The organism is Oceanobacillus iheyensis HTE831 (assembly GCF_000011245.1).
Taxonomy (GTDB): domain Bacteria; phylum Bacillota; class Bacilli; order Bacillales; family Amphibacillaceae; genus Oceanobacillus; species Oceanobacillus iheyensis.
This window is the reverse complement of sequence record NC_004193.1, coordinates 482,369-505,080: the sequence shown is the minus strand read 5'-3', so window position 1 is coordinate 505,080 and position 22,712 is coordinate 482,369. Positions and strand designations below refer to the sequence as shown.

Sequence of the window (22,712 nt, the reverse complement as noted above, 5' to 3'; positions counted from 1 at the left end):
TTACAGTTAATATGAAGTAAATAAATACGAAAAGCAACTACTAGGGGTGCCCAGTACTATGTGTGGGCTGAGAGGAAAGCACCTACTTTCCGACTCTTATGGACCTGATCTGGTTAATACCAGCGTAGGGAAGTAGTCAATAATTTTGATGATTACATTCTCAGTATACCAAAACCAGGTCCTTTAATTGGACCTGGTTTTTTGTTTGTTTTAAAAAGGAGAGATAAAGTGAAAAACACCCGCGTCTTAACATTGATGGCTGTCCTTGTTGCCATTGGAACGATTGGTTCACAGTTATTATGGTTCCCTGCTGGTGTCGCACGAGCGTATCCTGTTCAACATGCAGTAAATGTTATGGCAGCAGTGTTACTTGGTCCAGGACCTGCTGTTGGTGTTGCTTTAATGATTGGTTTACTTCGAAATCTCTTAGGGCTAGGAACATTACTAGCTTTTCCCGGAGGAATGATTGGCGCTTTTTTTGCAGGGATACTTTATCGAAAATGGCGGCGTCATCGTTTAGCAGTAACAGGAGAAATATTAGGTACTGGGATAGTTGGTTCGCTCCTTGCCGTTCCTTTTGCTAATTTTTTAATGGGCTCAAGTGTTGGTGCACTTGCATTTCTACCAGCATTCATCGTTAGTAGTGTTTCAGGAGCTTGCATAGGTTGGTTTATATTATCTAGAGTCCATCATACAGAACTTTCACACATTCAGAGGAGGGATTATTCATGAATTTCTCAGAAGAACTAAGAAAGGAAAACGAAGATATTTTTGCACTTATAAAAGCTCATCCGTTTGTGGAAGGGGTAGGAAAGGGAATACTACCTGTAGATGCAGTTCGTCATTATGTTCAAGCAGATTATGCTTATTTAAATGGGTTTATGAAAACAATCGGCATGGCCATCGGAAATGCCGATCACCGGGACGACATTGCTTACTTTAGTGAGCTTATGCAGTTTTCTCTACATGACGAAATACAAGCTCATCTGTGTTTTTGTGACTATATTAATGTAAACTACGAAGACTTACAAGAACTGCCATTGCCTCCAACAGGAGATCATTATGTTAAACATATGATGTATCATGCCCAAACAGGAACTACTGGAGAAGCAATTAGTGCGCTTTTACCATGCCCTTGGACGTACTATGAGATCGGAAAATATATAAATGAAATATGGCAACCATCGGATAATCATCCATTTCAAATTTGGATACAATGTTATGCAAATACAGAGCAAGATGTTGAAGAAATGTGTGCACGTCTTGACGAACACGCAAGACATGCTTCAGAAAAAGAAAAAACAAATATGAAAATTGCTTTCCGAAAAAGTTGTCAATTAGAATACTTATTTTGGGAAATGGCTATATCCACGGAGGAGTGGCCCTCAATAAAGGAGGATATTAAAAAATGAAGAATGTACCATGTGCATTAACGATTGCTGGCACAGACCCAAGTGGCGGAGCTGGCATACAAGCAGATTTAAAAACATTTCAAGAGCTACAAACGTATGGCATGTCTGTCATTACTTCCGTAGTCGCTCAAAATACTACTGGTGTAACTTCGGTCCATCATATGCCAATCAATATGATCGAAGACCAACTTGAAGCTATCCTGGAAGATATGCCTATCCACGCTTTTAAAACGGGAATGATTGCCAATAAACAAATGATGGAAATCATCTCAAAAAAAATAGAGAAACTGAATGCACCTTATGTTATGGATCCGGTTATGGTTGCTACCAGTGGTGATTCCCTTATAGATAAAGAAGCTCGTTCATTTTTAAGAGAAAGTTTACTCCCTCAAACGGCACTAGTGACGCCGAATATTCCAGAGGCAGAATTTATTACTGGAAATTCTATTGAAACAGTAGAAGATATGAAAGATGCGGCAAAACACATTGTTGATCATTTCCACGCAGATGCGGCATTAATAAAAGGTGGTCACATGGAAGGGGAAGCAATAGACTTTCTATATGACGGATCTAAGATCCATACATTTTCAGCTGAAAGAATTAATACCAAAAACACCCATGGCACAGGGTGCACCTATTCTGCTGCTATTACTAGTTATCTTGCTAAGGGGTACTCCATTGTAGAAGCAGTTCGACACTCAAAAGACTTTGTTACTGTTGCAATATCCAAATCATTTGAGCTCGGTAATGGTAATGGACCAACGAATCATTGGGCGACTCGAGAAAGGTAATGGAGATATTAAGGAAAGGGAGATAAATATGCAGGTCGATATTATTAAACAGGTACGTGACACTAAACCACTTGTGCATCACCTAACTAATCAAGTAGTAATGAACTTCTCTGCCAATGGTTTACTTTCATTTGGCGGTTCACCAATTATGGCAAAAGCGATAGAAGAAGTTGAACAAATTGCGGCAATTTCAAATGCCGTTTTAATTAATATCGGTACGTTAACTTCCACCGAATTGGAATCTATGATTGCTGCTGGAAAAACAGCGAATAAGCATAATATTCCAGTATTATTAGACCCTGTTGGTGTTGCTGCCACCTCTTTTAGACGAAATGCTATTGATAAAATTTTAGAGGAAGTTCGACCAACTGTTATAAAAGGAAATGCTGGTGAACTAGCAAGTCTCGTTAATATCAATCTCGAAGCAAAAGGAGTAGACTCCATTGGTGACGGAAATTTAGATGTTATTGCGCAAAAAGTAAGTGAAAAATATAACACTGCAGTTGTTGTCACCGGAGAAACGGATGTTATTTATGTAGATAATCATTTGATTCATAATGGTACAGGTCATCATTACCTATCATCAATAACTGGTTCCGGTTGTTTATTAGGCTCCATTATCGCGGCGTGCTTAACCACAAAATCCACACTAAAAGATCAATTAATGACAGCGGTCTCGTTCTATGGACTTTCTGCTTCTTATGCAGCTAATCAAGAAAATGTTCATGGTACAGGTAGTTTTTTACCTGTATTCATTGATTCGCTTTCTAAAATGCCACAGGAACTTACGGAAGGAGAATAAATCATTATGAAATTCGATAAACATATGCTTCGAAAGTATTTTATTATGGGTAGTCAAAACTGCCATCGAGACCCACGGGAGATATTAAAAGAGGCAGCCTCTGCAGGAATTACTGCTTTTCAATACAGAGAAAAGGGTAAGAATTCTTTAACAGGAACTGCAAAAGTTGAACTCGCAAAAGATTTAAAAGCTATTTGCCATGATTTTCAAATCCCTTTTATTATTAATGATGATGTAGATTTAGCAAAACAATTGGATGCAGATGGTATTCATATCGGTCAAGATGATCAACCTGTAGAGGTTGTGCGGAAACAGTTCCCAAATAAGATCATTGGATTATCTATATCTACGAATAATGAATTAAATCAAAGCCCATTAGATCTTGTCGATTACATTGGAGTTGGTCCAATATTTGATACAAATACGAAAGAGGACGCTAAGACAGCGGTAGGTCTTGAATGGATTCAAAGTTTAAAAAAACAACATCCTTCCCTTCCATTAGTTGCAATTGGAGGTATTAACACTACCAATGCACAAGAGATAATTCAAGCTGGAGCTGATGGTGTATCTTTTATTTCAGCCATTACAGAAACTGATCATATTTTACAGGCTGTACAACGCTTATAAAGTGAAATTTAACCTAGTGGGGATTTTCATTCTCCTCTGCTTGAATGTTATTTATCCTGTGAACAACTATAACTTTCAGCTAAGCCTCATAGTTTAAATATTGGTATTAGTCCCCTTCGAGACAAACTATATAAATTGTTATTTTCTATTGGATAAGCCCAATATTTTAAATTTGTATCCCAAATTGTGCTCTTATCCCATATGCTATTGTGATGAAACTTTGCATTTGAGGAGGAAAACAATGGATTACTATAATAATTACCCATATCACCAGCAACCTCAACAAGATCAGAGACAAAATAATAATTTACCTGGTGATATGTTAAATCAGTATTTTAATAACCAACACGACGATTATAATCAACAACAATTCACTGGAGCACATCCCGAAAGTTCAGAAGGATATTATGAAGTAGATGAATCAGAGGCTAATAATCCACACGGATATTTCAATGATCCTGGTCGCATATTCCCCGGCGGACCGGGTGGCGGGTTCCCTGGTGGATTCCCGGGCGGCGGTCCTGATGGTGGACCGGGTGGCGGGTTCCCTGGTGGATTCCCAGGCGGCGGTCCTGGTGGTGGACCCGGCGGTGGGTTCCCTGGTGGATTCCCAGGCGGCGGTCCTGATGGTGGACCTGGCGGCGGGTTCCCTGGAGGGATTTTTGATGGATTTCCTGGAGGAGGATTTCCAGGCGGTGGGTTTCCTGGTGGCGGTGGCCAAGGTGGACAGCAAGCACCAACATCAGCGCCTCCTAACTTCACACCAGAAAAACCAGCATTCCAAACATTTGCAGTAGATCCTGGTGGAATCAGACGTTGTCTTTTCCGCTTCACTTACATTTGGCCAGAAAGAGGGAGAGGTTTTTGGTACTTCCCTACCTTTGTAGGAAGAAATTCAATTGCCGGTTTCCGCTGGAGTGGATTCCGTTGGGTGTATTTTGGAATGGATTTAGATCGAATTGAATCATTTCAATGTTATTAACAACAGAGGTTTTTTTCAAAAAGATATTGTTTATAGAACAAAAGCGCAAGCGACCGTTTATCACCGTATGTCCTGGACGGGACCGTATGAGATAAAGGAAACACGATAAGCGTATGCGAATCGATGTTGACTTTCACCATTGGCATAAGTGCGACTATGCCTCATAAAGGACATTCGGCAGTCTTCTTTATCGTAAGGAGGTCTCCGGAAGGACACTAGGTGATGGGCGCTGGAGCTGGACGTGGCTAATTAACTTAGTTGTTTATCCACAGCCCCAAAATTTTATAATTTCCTGGAATATGAAAAAGACGGCCTTTATAAAGGCCGTCTTTTCTCTTTAATCTTTATCTACTTTTTTATTCATTTCACGTTGCCAAATTAACCCTTGTTCTAACGCCATCTTCTTTGCAATTTTTGGCGCGTTCCACAACGGTGGTAATAACAAGAAAGATACCGGAACCGCAGTAATAACAATCGAATTTTGTATTGATGTAATGCTATCCTCACCAATTGTTAAAATCACAGCAGTAGTAGCACCGAAGATGATTGCCCAGAACACACGCAACCAACGTTTCGGGTTATCATGACCCGATAATGTCGCAGCCACGGTGTATGACATTGTATCCGTCGTAGTAGCTACAAATATAATCGATACTAATAAAAATCCTACTCCAAATATGATTCCCATCGGTAATTGATCCGTTATCGCCATAACAGCCGCAGGCATTCCACCCTCTGTTAATGCATTTGAAACAGAACCTGAGTTTTCATTTTCAAAGAATATTCCCGTTCCTCCTACAACAGAGAACCAGAAATTTGTAACTAATGGAGCAACTACTGATACTGCAATAATTAGTTCACGAATCGTTCGACCTCTAGATATCCGGCTTATAAACACAATTAGCATCGGTGCATAGCCAATAAACCAACCCCAGAAGAATATCGTCCAACCGGATAACCAACCTTCATCTCCACGGAACAAGTTCATTGTAAAGAAGTTTTGTAAATGAACACCTGTTCCACCGATAAACGCATCAAGAATAAATGTTGTCGGACCTACAAGAAATACAATTAATGCTAAAAGAATAGTAAATTGTACATTCCAATTACTTAAATGATAAATCCCTCTATCTACACCTGTTGCCGCTGAAATAGCAGCAACAGCAACTAATCCAAGCACGACTAACATACTTATCACAAGTGTGTTGGGTACTCCAAATAAATGATTTAATCCATAAGAAATTTGTAAACCTAGAAACCCTAATGGGCCTAGTGTCCCTGCTACTGTTGCTATAATTGAAAAGCTGTCTGCAAGTGTACCGACAACACTCTTTTCAAAAATTCTTTCACCAAATATTGGATATAGTAATCCTCTCGGTTTTAATGGATATCCTTTGTGATAATGGACATACATCATGACTACTACAGCTAAAGTACCGAGAATTGCCCATGCTAGGAATCCCCAATGGACAAAAGCTTGGGCCATTGCACCATCTAAGTAGTTAAACTCCCCACCACCAAACAAAGGTGGTGTATCCATATAATGATACATCGGTTCAGCGGCCGCCCAGAAAACACCGCCACTCGCAAGTAATGTCACCAAAATCATACTTACCCAACCAAAATAACTATATTTTGGTTTATCCATTTTCCCTAAACGAACTTTTCCATATTTTGATACAGCTAATCCTAGTCCGATCAAGAAATTAAGTAATAGTAATATTTGCCAATATGCTCCAAACCAATCTGAGGAATAAGTAAATAAAGTATTTACCCACTCTCCGACTTTATCCTTACTTAATAATGAAAGGATTATAAATAATATTAAAAAACCTCCGCTTATATAAAAGACGGGCCAATCGAGTTCCTTCTTATCTTGGGATCTCACGTTTTACCTCCTGATTTTTACAGCAAGTCGCCTAAAGTTAGTATTAACTGTTCATAAAGACCGTCGGATGGATAAATGAAAACAGAGAAAACGTGAATCACAACAGCATTCCACCAACTTGCTTGTTTAATTTATTAAACACAGTTTTTAATTATAGTTTTTTATTTTTGTTCATACAAATAATATCCCCTATAGTTTCTCGTTAAATACAGAAGAAAAGAGAAGAATTAGAATAAAATCCCTACCCTAATCACTTTATTTACAGAAAAATAAAAGAATCCTGCCATTTTTACATCTTATACAGTACATATTTAGTTATATGTTCCCTTTCTAATGTTTATTTATAAGTTATATATTTTATTTTGTGTCATAAATTCAAAAAATAGTTGAGCATTTTTCCTGCAACATAGGTATTGAATAGAAATATCTTCGAGATAACGAAAAAGATAAATTCAAATGACTAACAACTACAAAAAAGCCAAATTTCTCAGATTACTTTTGAGAAATTTGGCTTTTTATTATAAAAGGTCTTATCTTTTAAAATCTACAGTTAAGCACTACCTATTTTGAATTTATAATGTGATCAACTGTATTTTCCACTTCATCCCGCGATATTTTTTCCTTACCTTTTTCCAATGCGGTCAATGTTTTTTGCGCAAGTGCTAATGGGATACGACAGAATAATAAAATATTCTTTGTGGAAATTTGTTCCATATATTGTTCACCCATATGTAAATTCATATTTGCATATTCAAACATTTCTTTTTTGGTCCAATCATCCGGGAAGAAACCTACTCCGCGTTCAGCATCTTCATCAATATTTCTTAATATATTCACAGCCTGTAAACCTCTGCCGTATCCAATAGCTAATTCACGATCTGTCTCCGTTCCGTCATACCACTTCCATATATCTGATAGCATTACACCGACTAACCCAGCAACATAATACGTATATTCATCTAAGTCTTCTTTGGTGTTTACTTCCCAGTCTCTAGCTACCCATTTCGCCATTCCTTCTGCCATTTCACTTGTGGAAGACTTGACTTGCGTAACAATATCCGAAGGACAAAATAGTAACCAATCATTTAAACGAATAGTTACTTCCGGGAGTATATCACGGTACGGATCAATTAATGATTGGTAAGCAACATTATCAAACGTTTCCGCTTGTAATAATTGACTTGTCTGGATTAATAACTCCTGCTTACTCGAAGAATCCAACGCCTCATGATCCTCCATTTCATCAATCGCACGCATACAAAGATATGCTGAACCAACTGTTTTCCTTAATGTTTTATTCAGCAGCTTTATTGGAATGTAAAATGTTCGACTAGTTTCTTTGAGTACCTTCATTGCTTCTTTATCTAATGTTGCTTGTCTACTCACCAAAGATTCCTCCTTGTCCGATTCATGCGATAGTACAAGTATAACAAACACAACACTTTTTTTCCTTTTTAATTGTGCCGTGTAAAAAATTTGTAAATAAATACTATTCTCTTGTACTTCTGTAAAAATAAGTCTACGATAGTCTTGTTGCGAAATTTTATGTAAGGCTGTGTTGACATGGATAAACGAGTGTATTTATTAATGACCATCTCCTTTGTAGTTGGAATGGTAGAATTAATTATCAGTGGTATTTTAGATTTAGTAGCAAATGATCTTAATGTATCGATGGGACAGGCCGGGTTGCTTATCACCATCTTTTCATTAGTATTTGCAATCTCGGCACCAATTTTATTATTTCTAACAGCTTCGATTGAACGAAAAAAATTAACATTAATTGCTTTAAGTACTTTTTTTATAGGTAATTTAATAGCTATATTTAGTTTTTCCTATACAATGCTATTTATAAGTAGAATTATCTCTGCTGCAAGTGCTTCGATCCTTATCGTACTTTGTATCATGATGGCATCATCCATTGTTCAACCTGAATACCGCGGAAGAGCCATTGGAATTGTCAGCATGGGCGTCAGCGGTTCATTAGTATTTGGTATTCCGTTTGGTTTAATACTTGGAGAGGCATTCGGATGGCGAGCGCCATTCGTACTCATAGCGATCTTAACCGTTTTATCTATGGTAGGTGTTTATTTCTTTATGACGAAGATTTATACATCCGAAAAGCCTTTACCATTACAATCCCAGCTTAAAATGGTTAGTAGTAAATCCGTCTTATTTGCATTACTAACAACATTATTTGTTTTGGCAGGACATACTACGTTATACGCCTACCTAAACCCTTTCGTTAGTGAAATGATGAATATGAATGGTTTTTGGCTTAGCGTTGTTTATTTAGCCTTTGGAATCGCTGCAGTTAGTGGCGGTGGTGCGGGCGGAGCTTTATCTGATCATTTTGGACCAAAACGCACTATTCTTACCGTAATTATACTATTCATTTTAGCAATAATCTCCTTACCTTTTGCTACTTTTAATATAATTATATTCTTTGTTGTATTAATTATTTGGGGTATGATGAGTTGGGCGGTGTCACCACCAGTTCAGAGCTTCTTAATTGAAACTGCTCCAAAAAATGCAGATATATTAGTGAGTCTAAATAATTCTGCATTACACTTCGGAATAGCAATTGGCTCGTTCATTGGTAGTTTCGTCATTGAAAAGTCTCATGTACAATTCAATGCGTTTGTAGGAGGAGTAATAGTTCTTATCGGTCTGATCACATCGATTATTGCTTTAAAAGGATATAAAGATAAACAATCGCTAGTTTCTTCATCTAAATAAATTATACTTTTAAAAAAGCAAATAAAGCTCTACACCTCAGAAATTAGGTGTAGAGCTTTTATATAACTTTCCTAAATAATAATATCTTCAAAGCTTGGAAAGTAAATATTTACTTGTACATGTTCAAGTTTAAATTCAAATTTCAAGAGCTATTTCTATAATTTGTTGAGAAGTGCCAACGAATGTTTTTAGCTATATTCCATCTTTTCCTCTACGCTTTCGAAATAATAAAATACTTACTAATCCAAAAGCTAAACCAATGGTTCCCCCAGTTTCAGTACTTCCAAATAAATAACCCACTATACAACCGATTGTTAAACAAACAAGAAATATTGCTCCAATCACTGCTTCTCTCATCTGCTTTCCTCCTAATCTCTTTCTATTATTGTATTAACACAATATTTATTTGTTAATTTCAAATAATTCACTATTGCCATACATTAGTTTTCGTGTTTAAATGTATTCAATATACATCGCAGAGGGGTGAAAGTATGAAAGAGAAAGTGTCTGTTGGTTTATTAGGTTTAGGAGTTGTTGGGTCTGGTGTTATTCAATTAATTAATGACCACCGTGAAAAATTAACTCATCAACTTGGTTGTGAAGTAGAAGTATCGAAAGTGTTAGTAAAAAATTTAGATAAAACAAGAAATATACATATTAATGGTGATTTGCTCACGACAAATCCAAGTGATGTATTAGATCATCCATCAATTGACATTATAGTAGAAGTAATGGGTGGCATTGATCAAGCAAAAGAATATATTTTACGTGCTTTTAATAATAAAAAACATGTCGTATCCGCCAATAAAGACTTAGTCGCTCTGCATGGACCTGAGCTTCAAGAAGCTGCTACCAAAAATCGTTGCGACTTCTATTATGAGGCAAGCGTTGCTGGAGGCATTCCAATTCTAAGAGGTATTTCGGAAGGATTGTCTACGGACCATATTCAACGTGTTATGGGGATTGTGAATGGTACTACAAACTATATCCTAACTAAAATGGATGAAGAAGGAATGAGTTACGAAGACGCTCTATTAGAAGCGCAACGGTTAGGATTTGCAGAAGCAGACCCTACTTCAGATGTTGACGGATTAGACGCTGCTCGAAAAATGGCCATCCTTGGTCGACTTGCTTTCTCGACTCCTGTTGAATTAAGCGATGTAGAAGTAAACGGTATTCGAGGGATTGAATTAGAAGATTTACGTTACGGAAAACAACTCGGTTATACAATGAAACTTATTGGTTTTGCGAACTTTAACGATCAAGAGCTGGAAGTAAATGTACAACCTACACTCTTATCAAAAAACCACCCATTATCTAGTGTGAAGAACGAATATAATGCAGTTTATGTATATGGCGAGGCTGTAGGTGAAACCATGTTTTATGGACCTGGGGCCGGTAGTTTGCCTACTGCTACAGCAATACTATCTGATGTCAGTGCAGCGATAAAAGGATTACGTCTTGGTGTATCCGGCAGTCAATCAAATGAAATGCAGTTCACTAAAACGTTAACCCCAATTAATAAGCGACATAGCCAGTATTATATTAGGCTCTGTGTAAAGGATGAATCTGGAGTTCTTTCTAAAATATCATCATTATTCCATGAACAAGATATAAGCTTCCAACGTATCGTACAAACACCTGTTAATGATTATGAAGCAGCTGAAATTGTTGTTGTAACTCATGATACATCTTTGTCTAATTTCCAACATACGTTAGAGAAGTTGAAAAGTTTTGAAGCAGTTATGGAAATCAAAAGCTATTATAAAGTGGAAGGAGAAGTGATGTAATGACCTGGCAAGGTTTATTAAAGGAATATGCGGATTTATTACCAGTCACAGACCAGACACCATCATTAAGTCTAATGGAAGGAAACACTCCTTTATTGTCTTTTCCAACTTTATCAAAGGAATTAGGAATAGAGTTATATGGAAAATTTGAAGGATTAAACCCGACCGGCTCATTTAAAGATAGAGGCATGGTTATGGCAGTTGCAAAAGCAATCGAAGAAGGCAGCAAATCCATTATTTGTGCTTCTACAGGAAATACTTCAGCTGCAGCTGCTGCCTATGCTGCTAGGGCTGGTATACGTGCAATTATTGTCATCCCTAAAGGAAAAGTTGCTTTAGGAAAATTAGCTCAAGCCGTCATGTACGGTGCAGAGATTGTTGAGATTGATGGTAATTTTGATGAGGCACTGCAAATGGTTCGTAAAATCAGTGAGAAATCAGCCGTTACATTAGTTAACTCTGTTAATCCTTATCGTATTGACGGACAAAAAACTGCCGCATTTGAAGTTTGCGATCAATTAGGTTCAGCTCCTGATATTCTTGCTATTCCAGTAGGGAATGCAGGAAATATTAGTGCATATTGGAAAGGATTTAAAGAATATAACGAAAAACACCAATCGGGACTACCCAAAATGATGGGATTTGAAGCAGAAGGTGCTGCTGCTATTGTTAAAAATAAAGTTATTGAGCAACCAGAAACAGTAGCTACTGCTATCCGTATCGGTAACCCAGCAAGTTGGGAACTTGCCCTAAAAGCAAAAGAAGAATCAAATGGAAGTATTGGGTATGTAACAGATGAAGAGATTGTAAATGCGTTCAAGCTTTTACCACAAAAAGAAGGTATTTTTGCAGAGCCAGGATCAGCAGCATCTATCGCTGGTGTTATCCAACAGGTTAAAAGTGGAACTATTCCAAAAGGTAGTAAGGTTGTTGCTGTATTGACAGGGAATGGATTGAAAGATCCACAAACGGCAATCGATCAACTATCCATTGATCCTGTAAGCTTACCAAACAACGAAAAAGCAGTCATGGACTATCTTGAAGAGTTGATTACATCATGACGCCTTTTGGTATCTCTGTTCCAGCAAGCAGCGGTAATGTGGGCCCTGGTTTTGATTCAACAGGGCTTGCATTAGGCTTATACTTACATCTAAATGTAGAGGATGCGAACAGCATACAATTTTATTCCGACGGCGAATCTACCCCTACAGAAAACCACTTTATATGGAATATTGCAGAAAACATTGCTAATAAACACGGTATTCGTCTACCTGCTTGCAAGGTACAGGAAACTAACGAGATTCCTTTGGCTCGTGGTTTAGGAAGCAGCGCTTCTGCAATTGTTGCAGGTATCGAGCTTGCCAATCAATTAGGAAATCTACATTTAACACCAGAACAAAAATTACAATACGGCACGGAAATTGAAGGGCATCCTGATAATGTTGCACCTTCTATCTATGGTGGATTAGTTATTTCAACAGTATTAGAGAAAGAAATTGAACATATCCAATTGAGAGACATTGATGTCGATATAGTTGCCTATATACCAAATATAGAACTAAAGACATCCGTATCTAGAAATTGCTTACCTGATAGCTACAATCGAGATTATGCTGCTAAAGCAAGTGCAATTAGCAATTTAACTATTGCTGCATTATACAGTAAGGATTACAAATTAGCAGGTAAACTAATGGAAGAAGATCTCTTTCATGAACCTTTTCGTTCAGAGCTAATTCCAAATTTTGCTTATATTCGAGAGGAAGCGAAAAAGTATGGCGCATTTGGCACTATCTTAAGTGGCGCAGGTCCGACTATGCTATCCATAACTCCAAAAGGAAACGGACCAACTTTACAAAACAATATGTCTAAGTTGTCTTTACTTGCGGATTACCAAGTTGAATACATACCTATCGACTATCAAGGTATCTCCATTCAAGAATAAGTTAGCAATTATGTAATTGACTTATTTGTATGCATTCGAAAATAGAGGCTGAGACAAAAGTATTTAATCAAAAGACAAATCCAAATGATTGGACTATAAAAACCCGCTTCAGAAATATACAGCGCTTATCCAACGGCGGCTGTTGAGCCTCCGGATGCTTATGCATCGGGGTCTCCCCTAGGCCTACCACAGGACAAGGAAGACTGCGACAGCATTACATCGCATGCAGAAAATCGTTTTTTAATTTCCAAGGAGTCTCCGTATATTTCTTACGCTTATTCTAGCTTTCATTCGTCTTTTGACTAGCACTTTTTATTATGTCCCAGCCTCTTTCCATTTTACTGCTCTATCGTAACATCTTTTAATAACAACATTTTTGTTGGTAACATTTCTAGGTTGTTCACACTTTCGTGTACGCCCATCAAATAGTCTTTGTGCATAAGATAAACAACTGGAGCTTCCTCTACAAGTATCTCTTGTGCACGCTGATATTTATTGAAGCGTTCCTCTTCATCAATCTCCATTAATCCTTCATCTAGAAGTTGATCCAGCTCGTCATTTTGCATAAATGTTCTGTTTCCAGAAGGTCCAATATTGTCTGAGTGGAATAATGGTGCGATACCGTTATTTGCTTCTGCAGTACTATTTGACCATCCTAAGATAAACATATCGTGGTTACCTTTCCCGATTTCTTCTAAATAGGCTGCCCACTCAAATACTTCAATCTCTACGGAAATGCCTATATCTTTTAGTTGCGCCTGAACATTTGTAGCAATATCTAAACGCTCTCTCGTTTCATTCGTCCATATTGTTGCAGAAAAACCATCTGGATAGCCAGCTTCTGCCAATAGTTCTTTCGCTGCTTCTACATCATATTCTAGTCCCTTTAAATTCTCATCATAATCCGCAACTCCTGGAGCCAACGGGCCAATTGCTTTTTTCGCGTAACCATTTGCAATTCCATCAATAATTTCATCTTTATTAATTGCCATTGAGATAGCTTGGCGAACAAGCTTATCATCAAATGGTTCTTGTTCCATATTAAAACCTAAATAATCTAAAGAAACACTTCCCTGTTGATTTACATACATTTCATCCGATTGCTCCAATTGCTCTACATCAGATGCACTAAGCGGATTCGATATATGTGAATCTCCAGTTTGTAATTCTGCGATTCGCGTTAAATCCTCCGATACAACTTTAAATGTAACTGTATCTACATTAGCAGTTCCATCCCAATAATCTTCATTTTTAACTAGACGAATATATTGCCCTGTATTCCATTCATCAAATTTAAAATATCCTGTTCCAATTGGATTTTCATTAATTACTGAACCTGGATTCTCACCATTCTCCATAGCTGCATAATCCTCTTCAATTTGTTTTGGTGAAATCATTGATCCAACTGGATGTGTTAAACTAGAGGGTAATCCAGAAATTGGGTATTCCGTTTTAAATTGAACAGTATATTCATCCACTGCTACAACTTCTTCCACTCCATCTAATAAATATGAATGTGGTGCAGCAACTTCTGGATCTAACATCCGCTCTATATTCGCTTTAACAGCTTCCGCATTAAATGGCTCACCATCATGAAAAGTTACCCCTTCTTGCAGTTCGAATTGCCAAGTATTATCATCCACTGCTTCCCAACTCTTAGCTAGTCCAGGTTGTAAGTTCATATCACTATCGTGTTTCACTAACTTCTCAAAGATATTGTATTGTACATCAAAGGAAGGTACATCATTAACTCCTGCAGGATCTAAAGCAACTGCGTCTGAAACAGTTGCGATCACTAAATCTCCACCTTCTTGTTGAGCTTGTCCATCCTCTTCTGCTCCAGATTCATCTGGTTCACTAGCACAACCTACTAATATAAATCCAATTACAACCATACTAACAATAAGCCAGATACTTCTTTTCCCCACCTGAAATTCCTCCTTGTTTTTTCATGTTGATTTAATTGTCAAAAAATGACGAAAATACTAATTTTAAATATACACAAAAAACAGTAGGTTAGCAATATATTTGAAGGAATTTTCTTTCAATTGGAAAATATTACGCTATTCACCTAACCATTGATCCATAAATTCTACGGTTTTCTTATTCATTACCACATGATTTTCGAGTTTTTCCGTTTGATGCCCTTCATCTTCAAAAATAATTAACTCAACATCTTTTCCTTGAGACTCTAAATCTTTGGTGAGCTGCTCTGCTTCTGAAACTGGTACACGAGTATCATTCTTTCCATGGAAAATAAGTAATGGTACTTGAATCTTTTCAGTATGATTTAATGGTGCTATTTCTTCAAAGAAATCACTATCATGCTCCAACGAACCATATTCCTGTTCACGAAGTCTTCTTCTCCAAGGACCAGTATTTTCTAAGAAGGTCCGGAAATGGCTAATACCTACAATATCTACTGCAGCGGCCCATACAGTAGGATAATGCGTAATAGCAGCTAATACCATAAATCCACCGTAACTTCTCCCCATGATCCCAACACGATTTCTGTCTGTTTGATGTGTAGATACTAAATCTTCTACAAGATAATTTAAATCTGCCACCGCATCCATTCTTTTCCGAATATCATCTAACTGAACATATTCCCTCCCATACCCCATGCTTCCACGGACATTAGGAGCTGCAACGGCATATCCTTGGGCAGCAAGATACTGAATAACAGGGTTATACTCATTGCGAATTTGACTCTCAGGACCACCATGAACATATATCATTACAGGTTGGTTCGTTGATTTCTTTCCATATAGAAAATATGGAACTTCTAATCCATCAAAGGAAGAAAAATGACATACTTCGGGTTCCACCCACAGATGATCAACTTCCGGACTTTCACCAATATTCGTTAGTCGCTCTGATTCATTTTCTACTATATCTACTTTCCATATATCGCCTGGCAATATCGAGCTTGTTACTCCTATTAATAACGCTCGTTCATTTAACCATTGTATAGATTGATAGACTCCAACTGGCAATGATTTAGTGAATTTTACTTTGTTTTTATCTACAGAATAGATTCCTAATTGCGAACTTCCACCTTCATTTAGTGAGAAAGCAAGATGCTTTTCGTCAGCAGATACCTTAACTTCCTCAATGTCCCATTGCTCACTTTTATAGATAAATTCTAATGAATCTGGTTTTTCAAGATGGAACTTTGCAATTGCTAAAGTATCTCTACCTTCATCGGTTACAACATACCCTGACAAATTATCTTTCGTTAACTGAACTGAATGGTATCTAGCTGGGACATTTACATTACCAATTGGCTTTGTTTTCCCCGATTCAAGGTCTAAAATATGTAATTGATTATCAATATTCGAAACAGCGTACGTAAAGATAATACCTTTACCATCTGCCGTCCAAGTTAATGGAGTACAATTTGTATTGGATTCAAACACAGTGACTTCTTCTTTTGTTTTGATATTCAATGTGAAAATATCAAAATATCCCGGATCTCTTCGATTGCTTGCATACGTAATTTTGCTCTCATCTGGAGACCAACCACCAAATTGGTGAAAATGCTCAGGAGATATTACTAAATCTTCTATTGTCTTTCCATTATCTGAGCTTAAATAAAACTGTTGCTTTTCATTCCCTTCAAAGTCAGAAGCTAATACGGTATGCTTTCCAGAAGGAGAATGATATACCTGTAGTACTCTATCCTTCAGCTCATGAAAAGCAGATACTTTTCCTTTTTCATCTATCTTCCAAACTTGTGGTCTTCCTGTTAAATTTGCCAAAAACGTAAAATCTGTACTTTCACCAATTTTTCTAGGTTGGTATGCGCCCTTTGCATTCAAAAATGACAACAATTTGTTTACATCTTGTTTTTTTGACATTTGTTGATCCCTCCATGTTGAATTTTCTAATTTTTTGTTGTATTTTTAAAACTATTAATATAACAATAAAGTATAGATGAAATAATCTAATAAATCAATTTCATCATATGTCTTGTCTTATAGGGGGATACACAGATGATTGCTATAACCGGATCAACGATTTGGAACGGAAAAGAGGAAGTATTGGAAGGACACACAATACTTATGAAAGACGGGAAAATTGAGGGAATTGCGAAAGACATCACGATACCACCTACCTATCAAACGATTAATGGAAAAGGACTGGTCATTACTCCAGGACTTATTGACGTACATACGCATCTAGGTGTTTCGGAAGAGGGAGTTGGCAAAGAAGGGGCTGACTTTAATGAAACTTCGAACCCTACAACTCCTGAAGTTCGCGCCATTGATGGCATTAACCCACGAGAATATGGCTTTCAAGTAGCGAGAGAATCGGGAATTACTACTGTCCAAGTTATGCCTGGGAGTGCAAACGTCATCGGCGGTGAAATGTCAGTGTTAAAAACAACTGGCACGATTATTGACGAGATGGTCATTCGTTCAACTTCAGGTATGAAAGCTGCTACTGGAGAGAATCCGAAAATATTTCATGGGTCTAAAGGAAAAATGCCTACTACGCGTATGGGAGTAGCAGCTACTTTAAGACAGAAATTATTTGAAGCCAAATATTATTCGAACAATAGTAACGCTTCATTTGATCTTGGAATGGAACAATTAGCAAAAGTTACAAAGAAAGAAATTCCACTACGAGTCCACGCGCATCGTGCAGATGATATTCTTACCGTTCTAAGGCTTAAAAGAGAATTTGATATCGATGTAACAATTGAACATTGTACAGAAGGACACTTTATTGCTGACTATATCGCAGCACATAATGTCATGGTTTCTGTTGGACCGACGATGTCTACAAGATCTAAAGTAGAATTAAAGGATAAAGATTGGACAACCATTAAGACATTAACCGATGCTGGGATTTCATGTTCTATCACGACCGATCATCCAGTTGTGGGAATTGAGTATTTATTAACTAGCGCCGTTCATGCAATTAAGAATGGACTTACGGAACAACAAGCATTAAAAACAATCACCTCGAATGCAGCTAAACACCTGGGTGTAGATAATCGTGTAGGTTCATTAGAAGCTGGGAAGGATGCTGATTTTCTTCTATGGGATGGTAACCCATTTGATTTACAAACTAAATTACTTGAAGTCTATATCGACGGTTTAAAAGTTTCATAATGTAAAACATCATTACTATGCAGAAATTTCTACTCAAAATAAAAGCGTATGAATTCATACGCTTTTTCTATACGCGATCATCTCATTACAATACTAAGTTCATTAAAATTCCGACCAATCCAGAATCCAACGTTCGAATTTTTATCTCCTTAAATATTGCCTCTAAATCTAACTCTTCTCTTTATCAATCTGCCATTAACGCTGTCATTAATGCTTTTTGTGCATGTAGACGATTTTCTGCTTGCTGAAATACGACAGATTGTTTTCCATCAATTACTCCTGCAGTCACTTCTTCTCCTCGATGAGCTGGTAAGCAATGCATAAAAATCACATCCGTTTTCGCTTTTTCTAACAGACTTTCATTTACTTGATAATTCTCAAAGTCTTTTTCTCGTTGTTGTTGCTCTTCTTCCTGTCCCATACTTGCCCATACATCTGTATAAATAACATCTGCCTCTTGTACTGCCGTTGCTATATCAGATGTCCATTCGATAATAGCCCCATGTTGATTAGCTATACTTTTCGCTTTAGTTAATACTTCTTTATTAGGTGTGTATCCATCAGGTGTTACGGCTACCATATGCATGCCTGTTTTTGCGGCACCTAACATTAAAGAATGAGTCATGTTATTACCATCACCAATGTAGACCAATTTTACTCCATGGAGTTTACCTTTTACCTCCTTAATCGTTTGTAAATCAGCCAATACCTGACAAGGATGATACAAATCCGTTAATCCATTAATAACAGGAATACTAGCATGCTTTGCTAATTCCTCCACATCTTCTTGTGCGAACGTTCGAATCATAATACCATCTAAATATCCAGAAAGAACCTTCGCCGTATCTGCAATCGTCTCTCCTCTACCAATCTGAATATCTTTGGAACTGAGAAAAATCCCTAACCCTCCAAGTTGGTAGATTCCCGTTTCAAAAGATACTCTCGTTCTCGTAGATGACTTCTCAAAGATCATTCCTAACGTTTTTCCTTTTAAAGGCTCAAAAATAACTCCATCTTTATGTTGTTTTTTCAAGTAGTCTGCTAAATCAATTAAGTAATTAATCTCATCTTTTGTATAATCCGCTAAAGTTAAGAAGTCTCTTCCCTTTAACTCTTGTTGTTGAAAATTAATTTCTTGAGTATTCGTTGTCATCTTCACGCACACCTTTCCAAAATGGTTGTATGAATTATTATGCAACAAAAAGAATAATTATACAATAGTTTTCAACTGTTTATTTATTAAATTTAAATTAGATTATACATTTTTAATTTGATTGACTATTAGAAAATCATATTAAACTATTATATATAATCCACTATCATTTTTTGTATAAATATAAAAACCCGTCCATGTGATGATCATTACATGAACGAGTTTTTTCTATGCTATATAATCTTTTGCCAACTATATCTTAACTCAATGTAAAACTACTTCTCTACGTTAATGTCTAATGTTCCTTCTGCTGTTTTACTATTACTATTCCCTTCTTGATCGACTACATTAACTTGAATCTCAGCACCTTCAGCTACAACATTTGAAGTCGCAGTCCAATAACCAACATATTGTCCTTCATCCACTTCTAACAAAGGCAACTCAGTAGATGCAGATCGAACATTTGTAAGTGGCATTTTAATAGAGAAAGTAGCTTTTAAACCTGTTTCACTTTCAAACTGTATCTTGACAGATTCTCCAGCCTTTAGTGATTTATTTTCTTCTGGAACCAAATTTTTAATAACAGGTGAAGATTCTTCTTCCTGTTCTAAGTAGTTTAATTCAGTTATTACCGGATAGTGATCACTTGGGAAATACCCATTATTTTGATAGTTATCAATTTCAACAGATTTAGTATCGATTCCTTTTGTCAGTACCCAGTCAATTTTATTATCAGCTCCGCCGCCTGTTGCATCATTAAATCCGTTAAACGTTCCTAGATCTTCGTTTATTTTTTCTTCTGCAGTTTCCCAAGGATCTTCAAACAAATCATCTGCTGTTAATATTTGATGTGATTCACTTTCTAATGGAGTATTAAAGTCACCCGTTAATACAACCGGAATATCTTCATCAAAATCATTTAATCTCTCTGCAATTAGTTCTGCACTTTTAACACGTGCATTTTCTGATTCATGATCAAAATGTGTATTAACAAAATAAAATTGCTTATTTGTTTCTTTATCCTCAAATTTTGCCCATGTTACCATCCTTGGAATGGAATTGCCCCAAGATGTCGATCCAATTTCTTTTGGAGTATCTGACAACCAATAATGATCATATTCCAAAGGAGTAAACCGATCTTCTTTATAATAAATCGCCATAAATTCTCCGTTTGAACCACCTTCACGACCTAGCCCTATCCAATCATACCCTGGCAAATTTGCATCCACATCGTTCACTTGGTTATAAAGAGCTTCCTGTGTTCCTATAATATCTGGGTCTTTCTCTAATAAATATTCTTGCAATACCGGAAGTCTTTCTTCCCAAGTTTGTGGATCATTCGGATTATCATAACGTAAATTGTAAGACATTACTTCTAAGTTTGCATCTCCCTCTTGAGTAGTTTCCGCATTCGCTGAAATGGTACCAAAGGCTACACTTCCCATCAAAATTAGCCCTAATAAAATTACGTATGTTTTTTTCATGTCTACCCCTCCTATGATATCAGCTATATATTTATATAAATATATGTTCATATAAAGTTTAATAGAGTAAGGTAAACATAGTATGTAGTTAACTTTAAAAAATGTAAATTTTTACCATTTATTAGCGTCTACATACTTCTTGCATCTTCTTTTCTAAATCCTGCATATTAGTCAAGAATAATTTCTCCTGTCTATTTCAATTGCAGTACTACCACTTTCAGATAATCACCTTGTTTATAACGATTATTCACCATGAAATCTCCAGGTAGTGTGAATTCCTCGACTATAGTGTATTTTTTATTTTTATCCTTAAACCCTCGATCAATCATTTCTTTAAATTTTTTCATACCAAACGATGCCGTATTAGTAGACGCAATAATCATTCCATCTTTTTCTACTATATCAATGGAATTCTTAATTAATTCTGGGTAATCCTTTGCTGTTCGAAATGTACGTTTTTTGGATCTTGCAAAACTTGGAGGATCAAGCACTACGACATCAAAACGAAGGTTTTTTCGCTTCGCATAATTAAAGTAATCAAACACATCCATTACAATAATATCTTGCTGCTCAAAATCAATTCCATTTACACTGAACTGCTCAATCGTTTTAGCCTTACTACGCTTCGCTAAGTCAACACTAGTCGTTTTGTTCGCTCCTCCTAAAGCTGCAGCTACGGAAAAAGCACCCGTATACGAAAATGTATTTAATACATGCTTGTCCCATGCATACTTATCTCTTAAGGCTTTTCGTACATCACGCTGATCAAGAAAGATTCCTACCATAGCACCATCGTTTAAATAAACAGCATAGTTCATCCCATTTTCTTGCACGATAATCGGAAACTCCCCACGCTCTCCTCTTACAAAGTCATCATCATTAATATACTTACCCTTGGTATCAAAGCGTTTCTTTTCGTAAATTGCTCGATAATCACCAAGTTCTTCAAACACTTCTAGTACCCATTCTTTAAATTGATAGATGCCTTCACTGTACCACTGAATGACGTAATATCCGTCAAAATAATCAATGATTAGGCCACCTATGCCATCTCCCTCTCCATTAAAAATACGAAAAGCATTTGTCATTTCATCCTGATAATAAGAGGTACGTTTGTTTAATGCAGTAAGTATCTTTTGTTTAAATAGTACCTGGTCAATCGGTTGGTTCTCTTTAAATGTTAGTACCCAACCCATTCCTTTATTTTGAAAACCAACATACCCTTTTCCTAAGAAACCTCCACGAGGATCTACTAATTCAATAATTTCTCCTTCATTAAGTTGTTTCGTATTATCTACCGCTTCACTTAAAATTAACGGGGTCTGGTTTTTAAAGTTCTTCACATAGTTTTGCTTAACTTTTAATTTTTTCATATTGTCATCCTATCTTTCCTTTAAAGGAAACTCTTTATAATTTTATTTTTGAATAAACGCATGTGTCACGCAATATCCCTTTATGATCTATTTCATCATTTCTCAATATTCCTTCAAGATCAAATCCAGCTCTTTCTGCAACTGCTCTGCTTTTCGTATTTTTAGAGTCACAACGAATTTCTACTCGATTCGCTTCTAATTGTTCAAACGCAAACTTGGTTAATCCATATACCACCTCTGTTACATACCCTTGCCCACTTTGACGGGAATCTACCCAATAGCCAATTTCAAACTTTCTTGCTTTCCAGTCAATTCGATGTAATCCGGTTGAAGCAATAAATCTCCCGGTTTCTTTACTGTAAACATGAAAACGCAAATCTTTTCTCGAAATGAAGTTTACATATGCTTCCTTCGTATTTGCTTTACGATCTTCTTCAGTTTCATCGTTTCGTGCAAAAGGAAGCCATGGTTCTAACTCGGCTTTAGAAGCACGTACTGCCTCATGTAATTCCTTCCAATCTTCTAACTTCGGTGCTCGGATAAGCAATCTTTCTGTTTCTACGTAATCAGGAAACTCGATTAATATCGGTTCCATCCCCATCCCCCCATTTA

At 36.8% G+C, this 22,712-nt stretch carries 20 protein-coding genes and 1 riboswitch; of the genes, 11 read left to right on the top strand and 9 right to left on the bottom strand.

From position 1 onward, the window contains the following. The first annotated feature begins 32 nt into the window (after nucleotides 1-32). Nucleotides 33-148: riboswitch (TPP riboswitch) on the top strand. Between the two features lie 80 nt (nucleotides 149-228). The 6 genes from thiW to OB_RS02570 all read left to right on the top strand — a co-directional run bounded on the left by thiW (nucleotide 229) and on the right by OB_RS02570 (nucleotide 4,614). Next, on the top strand, nucleotides 229-732 hold the full coding sequence (gene thiW, locus OB_RS02595; protein ID WP_011064882.1) for an energy coupling factor transporter S component ThiW: 504 nt from the start codon (nucleotides 229-231) through the stop codon (nucleotides 730-732). Continuing rightward, on the top strand, nucleotides 729-1,412 hold the full coding sequence (tenA, locus tag OB_RS02590) for a thiaminase II (protein WP_011064881.1): 684 nt from the start codon (nucleotides 729-731) through the stop codon (nucleotides 1,410-1,412). Before thiW ends, tenA begins: the two co-directional genes overlap by 4 nt. After that, nucleotides 1,409-2,203, top strand: a complete 795-nt coding sequence (gene thiD / locus OB_RS02585; RefSeq protein ID WP_011064880.1) for a bifunctional hydroxymethylpyrimidine kinase/phosphomethylpyrimidine kinase — start codon at nucleotides 1,409-1,411, stop codon at nucleotides 2,201-2,203. The genes tenA and thiD overlap by 4 nt, the downstream gene beginning before the upstream one ends. A 28-nt stretch (nucleotides 2,204-2,231) precedes the next feature. Continuing rightward, on the top strand, nucleotides 2,232-3,005 hold the full coding sequence (thiM, locus tag OB_RS02580; protein ID WP_011064879.1) for a hydroxyethylthiazole kinase: 774 nt from the start codon (nucleotides 2,232-2,234) through the stop codon (nucleotides 3,003-3,005). 6 nt (nucleotides 3,006-3,011) lie between these two features. Then, nucleotides 3,012-3,632: a thiamine phosphate synthase gene (gene thiE / locus OB_RS02575; protein WP_011064878.1), complete on the top strand. Its 621-nt coding sequence runs from the start codon at nucleotides 3,012-3,014 to the stop codon at nucleotides 3,630-3,632. A gap of 466 nt (nucleotides 3,633-4,098) precedes the next feature. Further along, entirely contained in the window at nucleotides 4,099-4,614 is a 516-nt protein-coding gene (locus OB_RS02570) for a hypothetical protein (protein WP_050750233.1), read from the top strand. 337 nt (nucleotides 4,615-4,951) lie between these two features. Here the strand turns inward: OB_RS02570 and OB_RS02565 are convergent, their stop codons facing one another. Together OB_RS02565 and OB_RS02560 are read right to left on the bottom strand one after the other, a co-directional pair. After that, the gene (locus OB_RS02565; protein ID WP_011064876.1) at nucleotides 4,952-6,502 is read right to left on the bottom strand and encodes a BCCT family transporter; all 1,551 of its coding nucleotides are present in this window, start codon (nucleotides 6,500-6,502) and stop codon (nucleotides 4,952-4,954) included. A 561-nt stretch (nucleotides 6,503-7,063) separates the two neighbouring features. Then, on the bottom strand, nucleotides 7,064-7,888 hold the full coding sequence (locus tag OB_RS02560) for a squalene/phytoene synthase family protein (protein WP_011064875.1): 825 nt from the start codon (nucleotides 7,886-7,888) through the stop codon (nucleotides 7,064-7,066). Between the two features lie 177 nt (nucleotides 7,889-8,065). Between OB_RS02560 and OB_RS02555 the strand changes: the two genes are divergently transcribed. Beyond that, nucleotides 8,066-9,238: an MFS transporter gene (locus OB_RS02555; protein ID WP_011064874.1), complete on the top strand. Its 1,173-nt coding sequence runs from the start codon at nucleotides 8,066-8,068 to the stop codon at nucleotides 9,236-9,238. A gap of 192 nt (nucleotides 9,239-9,430) precedes the next feature. Here the strand turns inward: OB_RS02555 and OB_RS18460 are convergent, their stop codons facing one another. Then, nucleotides 9,431-9,595, bottom strand: a complete 165-nt coding sequence (locus OB_RS18460; protein ID WP_011064873.1) for a hypothetical protein — start codon at nucleotides 9,593-9,595, stop codon at nucleotides 9,431-9,433. A 134-nt stretch (nucleotides 9,596-9,729) separates the two neighbouring features. Between OB_RS18460 and OB_RS02550 the strand changes: the two genes are divergently transcribed. Genes OB_RS02550 through thrB form a run of 3 tightly spaced genes read left to right on the top strand, consistent with a single transcriptional unit; the run spans nucleotide 9,730 to nucleotide 12,970 of the window. After that, the gene (locus tag OB_RS02550; protein ID WP_011064872.1) at nucleotides 9,730-11,028 is read left to right on the top strand and encodes a homoserine dehydrogenase; all 1,299 of its coding nucleotides are present in this window, start codon (nucleotides 9,730-9,732) and stop codon (nucleotides 11,026-11,028) included. Next, nucleotides 11,028-12,089, top strand: a complete 1,062-nt coding sequence (gene thrC / locus OB_RS02545; protein WP_011064871.1) for a threonine synthase — start codon at nucleotides 11,028-11,030, stop codon at nucleotides 12,087-12,089. Before OB_RS02550 ends, thrC begins: the two co-directional genes overlap by 1 nt. Next, the gene (gene thrB, locus OB_RS02540) at nucleotides 12,086-12,970 is read left to right on the top strand and encodes a homoserine kinase (protein WP_011064870.1); all 885 of its coding nucleotides are present in this window, start codon (nucleotides 12,086-12,088) and stop codon (nucleotides 12,968-12,970) included. The genes thrC and thrB overlap by 4 nt, the downstream gene beginning before the upstream one ends. Before the next feature lie 338 nt (nucleotides 12,971-13,308). On the opposite strand, the gene OB_RS02535 is transcribed toward thrB, so the two are convergent. Further along, nucleotides 13,309-14,898, bottom strand: coding sequence for a glutathione ABC transporter substrate-binding protein (locus OB_RS02535; RefSeq protein ID WP_011064869.1), 1,590 nt, complete (start codon nucleotides 14,896-14,898; stop codon nucleotides 13,309-13,311). Between the two features lie 135 nt (nucleotides 14,899-15,033). Beyond that, on the bottom strand, nucleotides 15,034-16,830 hold the full coding sequence (locus tag OB_RS02530; protein WP_011064868.1) for a S9 family peptidase: 1,797 nt from the start codon (nucleotides 16,828-16,830) through the stop codon (nucleotides 15,034-15,036). Nucleotides 16,831-16,965: 135 nt separating this feature from the next. Between OB_RS02530 and OB_RS02525 the strand changes: the two genes are divergently transcribed. After that, nucleotides 16,966-18,090 carry an amidohydrolase gene (locus OB_RS02525; protein WP_011064867.1) on the top strand — a complete coding sequence of 375 codons (1,125 nt, stop codon included), beginning with the start codon at nucleotides 16,966-16,968 and terminating at the stop codon, nucleotides 18,088-18,090. 184 nt (nucleotides 18,091-18,274) lie between these two features. On the opposite strand, the gene argF is transcribed toward OB_RS02525, so the two are convergent. From argF to OB_RS02505, 4 genes are all read right to left on the bottom strand, one after another. After that, complete coding sequence (gene argF, locus OB_RS02520; RefSeq protein ID WP_011064866.1) at nucleotides 18,275-19,243, bottom strand: ornithine carbamoyltransferase; 969 nt, start codon at nucleotides 19,241-19,243, stop codon at nucleotides 18,275-18,277. A gap of 275 nt (nucleotides 19,244-19,518) precedes the next feature. Further along, nucleotides 19,519-20,727 (bottom strand): endonuclease/exonuclease/phosphatase family protein, encoded by a 1,209-nt coding sequence (locus tag OB_RS02515; RefSeq protein WP_011064865.1) that lies wholly within the window; start codon nucleotides 20,725-20,727, stop codon nucleotides 19,519-19,521. A gap of 191 nt (nucleotides 20,728-20,918) precedes the next feature. After that, entirely contained in the window at nucleotides 20,919-22,100 is a 1,182-nt protein-coding gene (locus OB_RS02510) for a class I SAM-dependent rRNA methyltransferase (RefSeq protein WP_011064864.1), read from the bottom strand. 34 nt (nucleotides 22,101-22,134) lie between these two features. After that, nucleotides 22,135-22,695: a GNAT family N-acetyltransferase gene (locus OB_RS02505; RefSeq protein WP_011064863.1), complete on the bottom strand. Its 561-nt coding sequence runs from the start codon at nucleotides 22,693-22,695 to the stop codon at nucleotides 22,135-22,137. Nucleotides 22,696-22,712: the final 17 nt, after the last annotated feature.

Coding starts and splice junctions, on each gene's coding strand:
- tenA (WP_011064881.1), top strand. CDS start 729: ATGAATTTCTCAGAAGAACTAAGAAAGGAAAACGAAGATATTTTTGCA.
- thiD (WP_011064880.1), top strand. CDS start 1,409: ATGAAGAATGTACCATGTGCATTAACGATTGCTGGCACAGACCCAAGT.
- thiM (WP_011064879.1), top strand. CDS start 2,232: ATGCAGGTCGATATTATTAAACAGGTACGTGACACTAAACCACTTGTG.
- thiE (WP_011064878.1), top strand. CDS start 3,012: ATGAAATTCGATAAACATATGCTTCGAAAGTATTTTATTATGGGTAGT.
- OB_RS02555 (WP_011064874.1), top strand. CDS start 8,066: ATGGATAAACGAGTGTATTTATTAATGACCATCTCCTTTGTAGTTGGA.
- OB_RS18460 (WP_011064873.1), bottom strand. CDS start 9,595: ATGAGAGAAGCAGTGATTGGAGCAATATTTCTTGTTTGTTTAACAATC.
- OB_RS02550 (WP_011064872.1), top strand. CDS start 9,730: ATGAAAGAGAAAGTGTCTGTTGGTTTATTAGGTTTAGGAGTTGTTGGG.
- thrC (WP_011064871.1), top strand. CDS start 11,028: ATGACCTGGCAAGGTTTATTAAAGGAATATGCGGATTTATTACCAGTC.
- thrB (WP_011064870.1), top strand. CDS start 12,086: ATGACGCCTTTTGGTATCTCTGTTCCAGCAAGCAGCGGTAATGTGGGC.
- OB_RS02530 (WP_011064868.1), bottom strand. CDS start 16,830: ATGTCAAAAAAACAAGATGTAAACAAATTGTTGTCATTTTTGAATGCA.
- OB_RS02525 (WP_011064867.1), top strand. CDS start 16,966: ATGATTGCTATAACCGGATCAACGATTTGGAACGGAAAAGAGGAAGTA.
- argF (WP_011064866.1), bottom strand. CDS start 19,243: ATGACAACGAATACTCAAGAAATTAATTTTCAACAACAAGAGTTAAAG.
- OB_RS02515 (WP_011064865.1), bottom strand. CDS start 20,727: ATGAAAAAAACATACGTAATTTTATTAGGGCTAATTTTGATGGGAAGT.
- OB_RS02510 (WP_011064864.1), bottom strand. CDS start 22,100: ATGAAAAAATTAAAAGTTAAGCAAAACTATGTGAAGAACTTTAAAAAC.
- OB_RS02505 (WP_011064863.1), bottom strand. CDS start 22,695: ATGGAACCGATATTAATCGAGTTTCCTGATTACGTAGAAACAGAAAGA.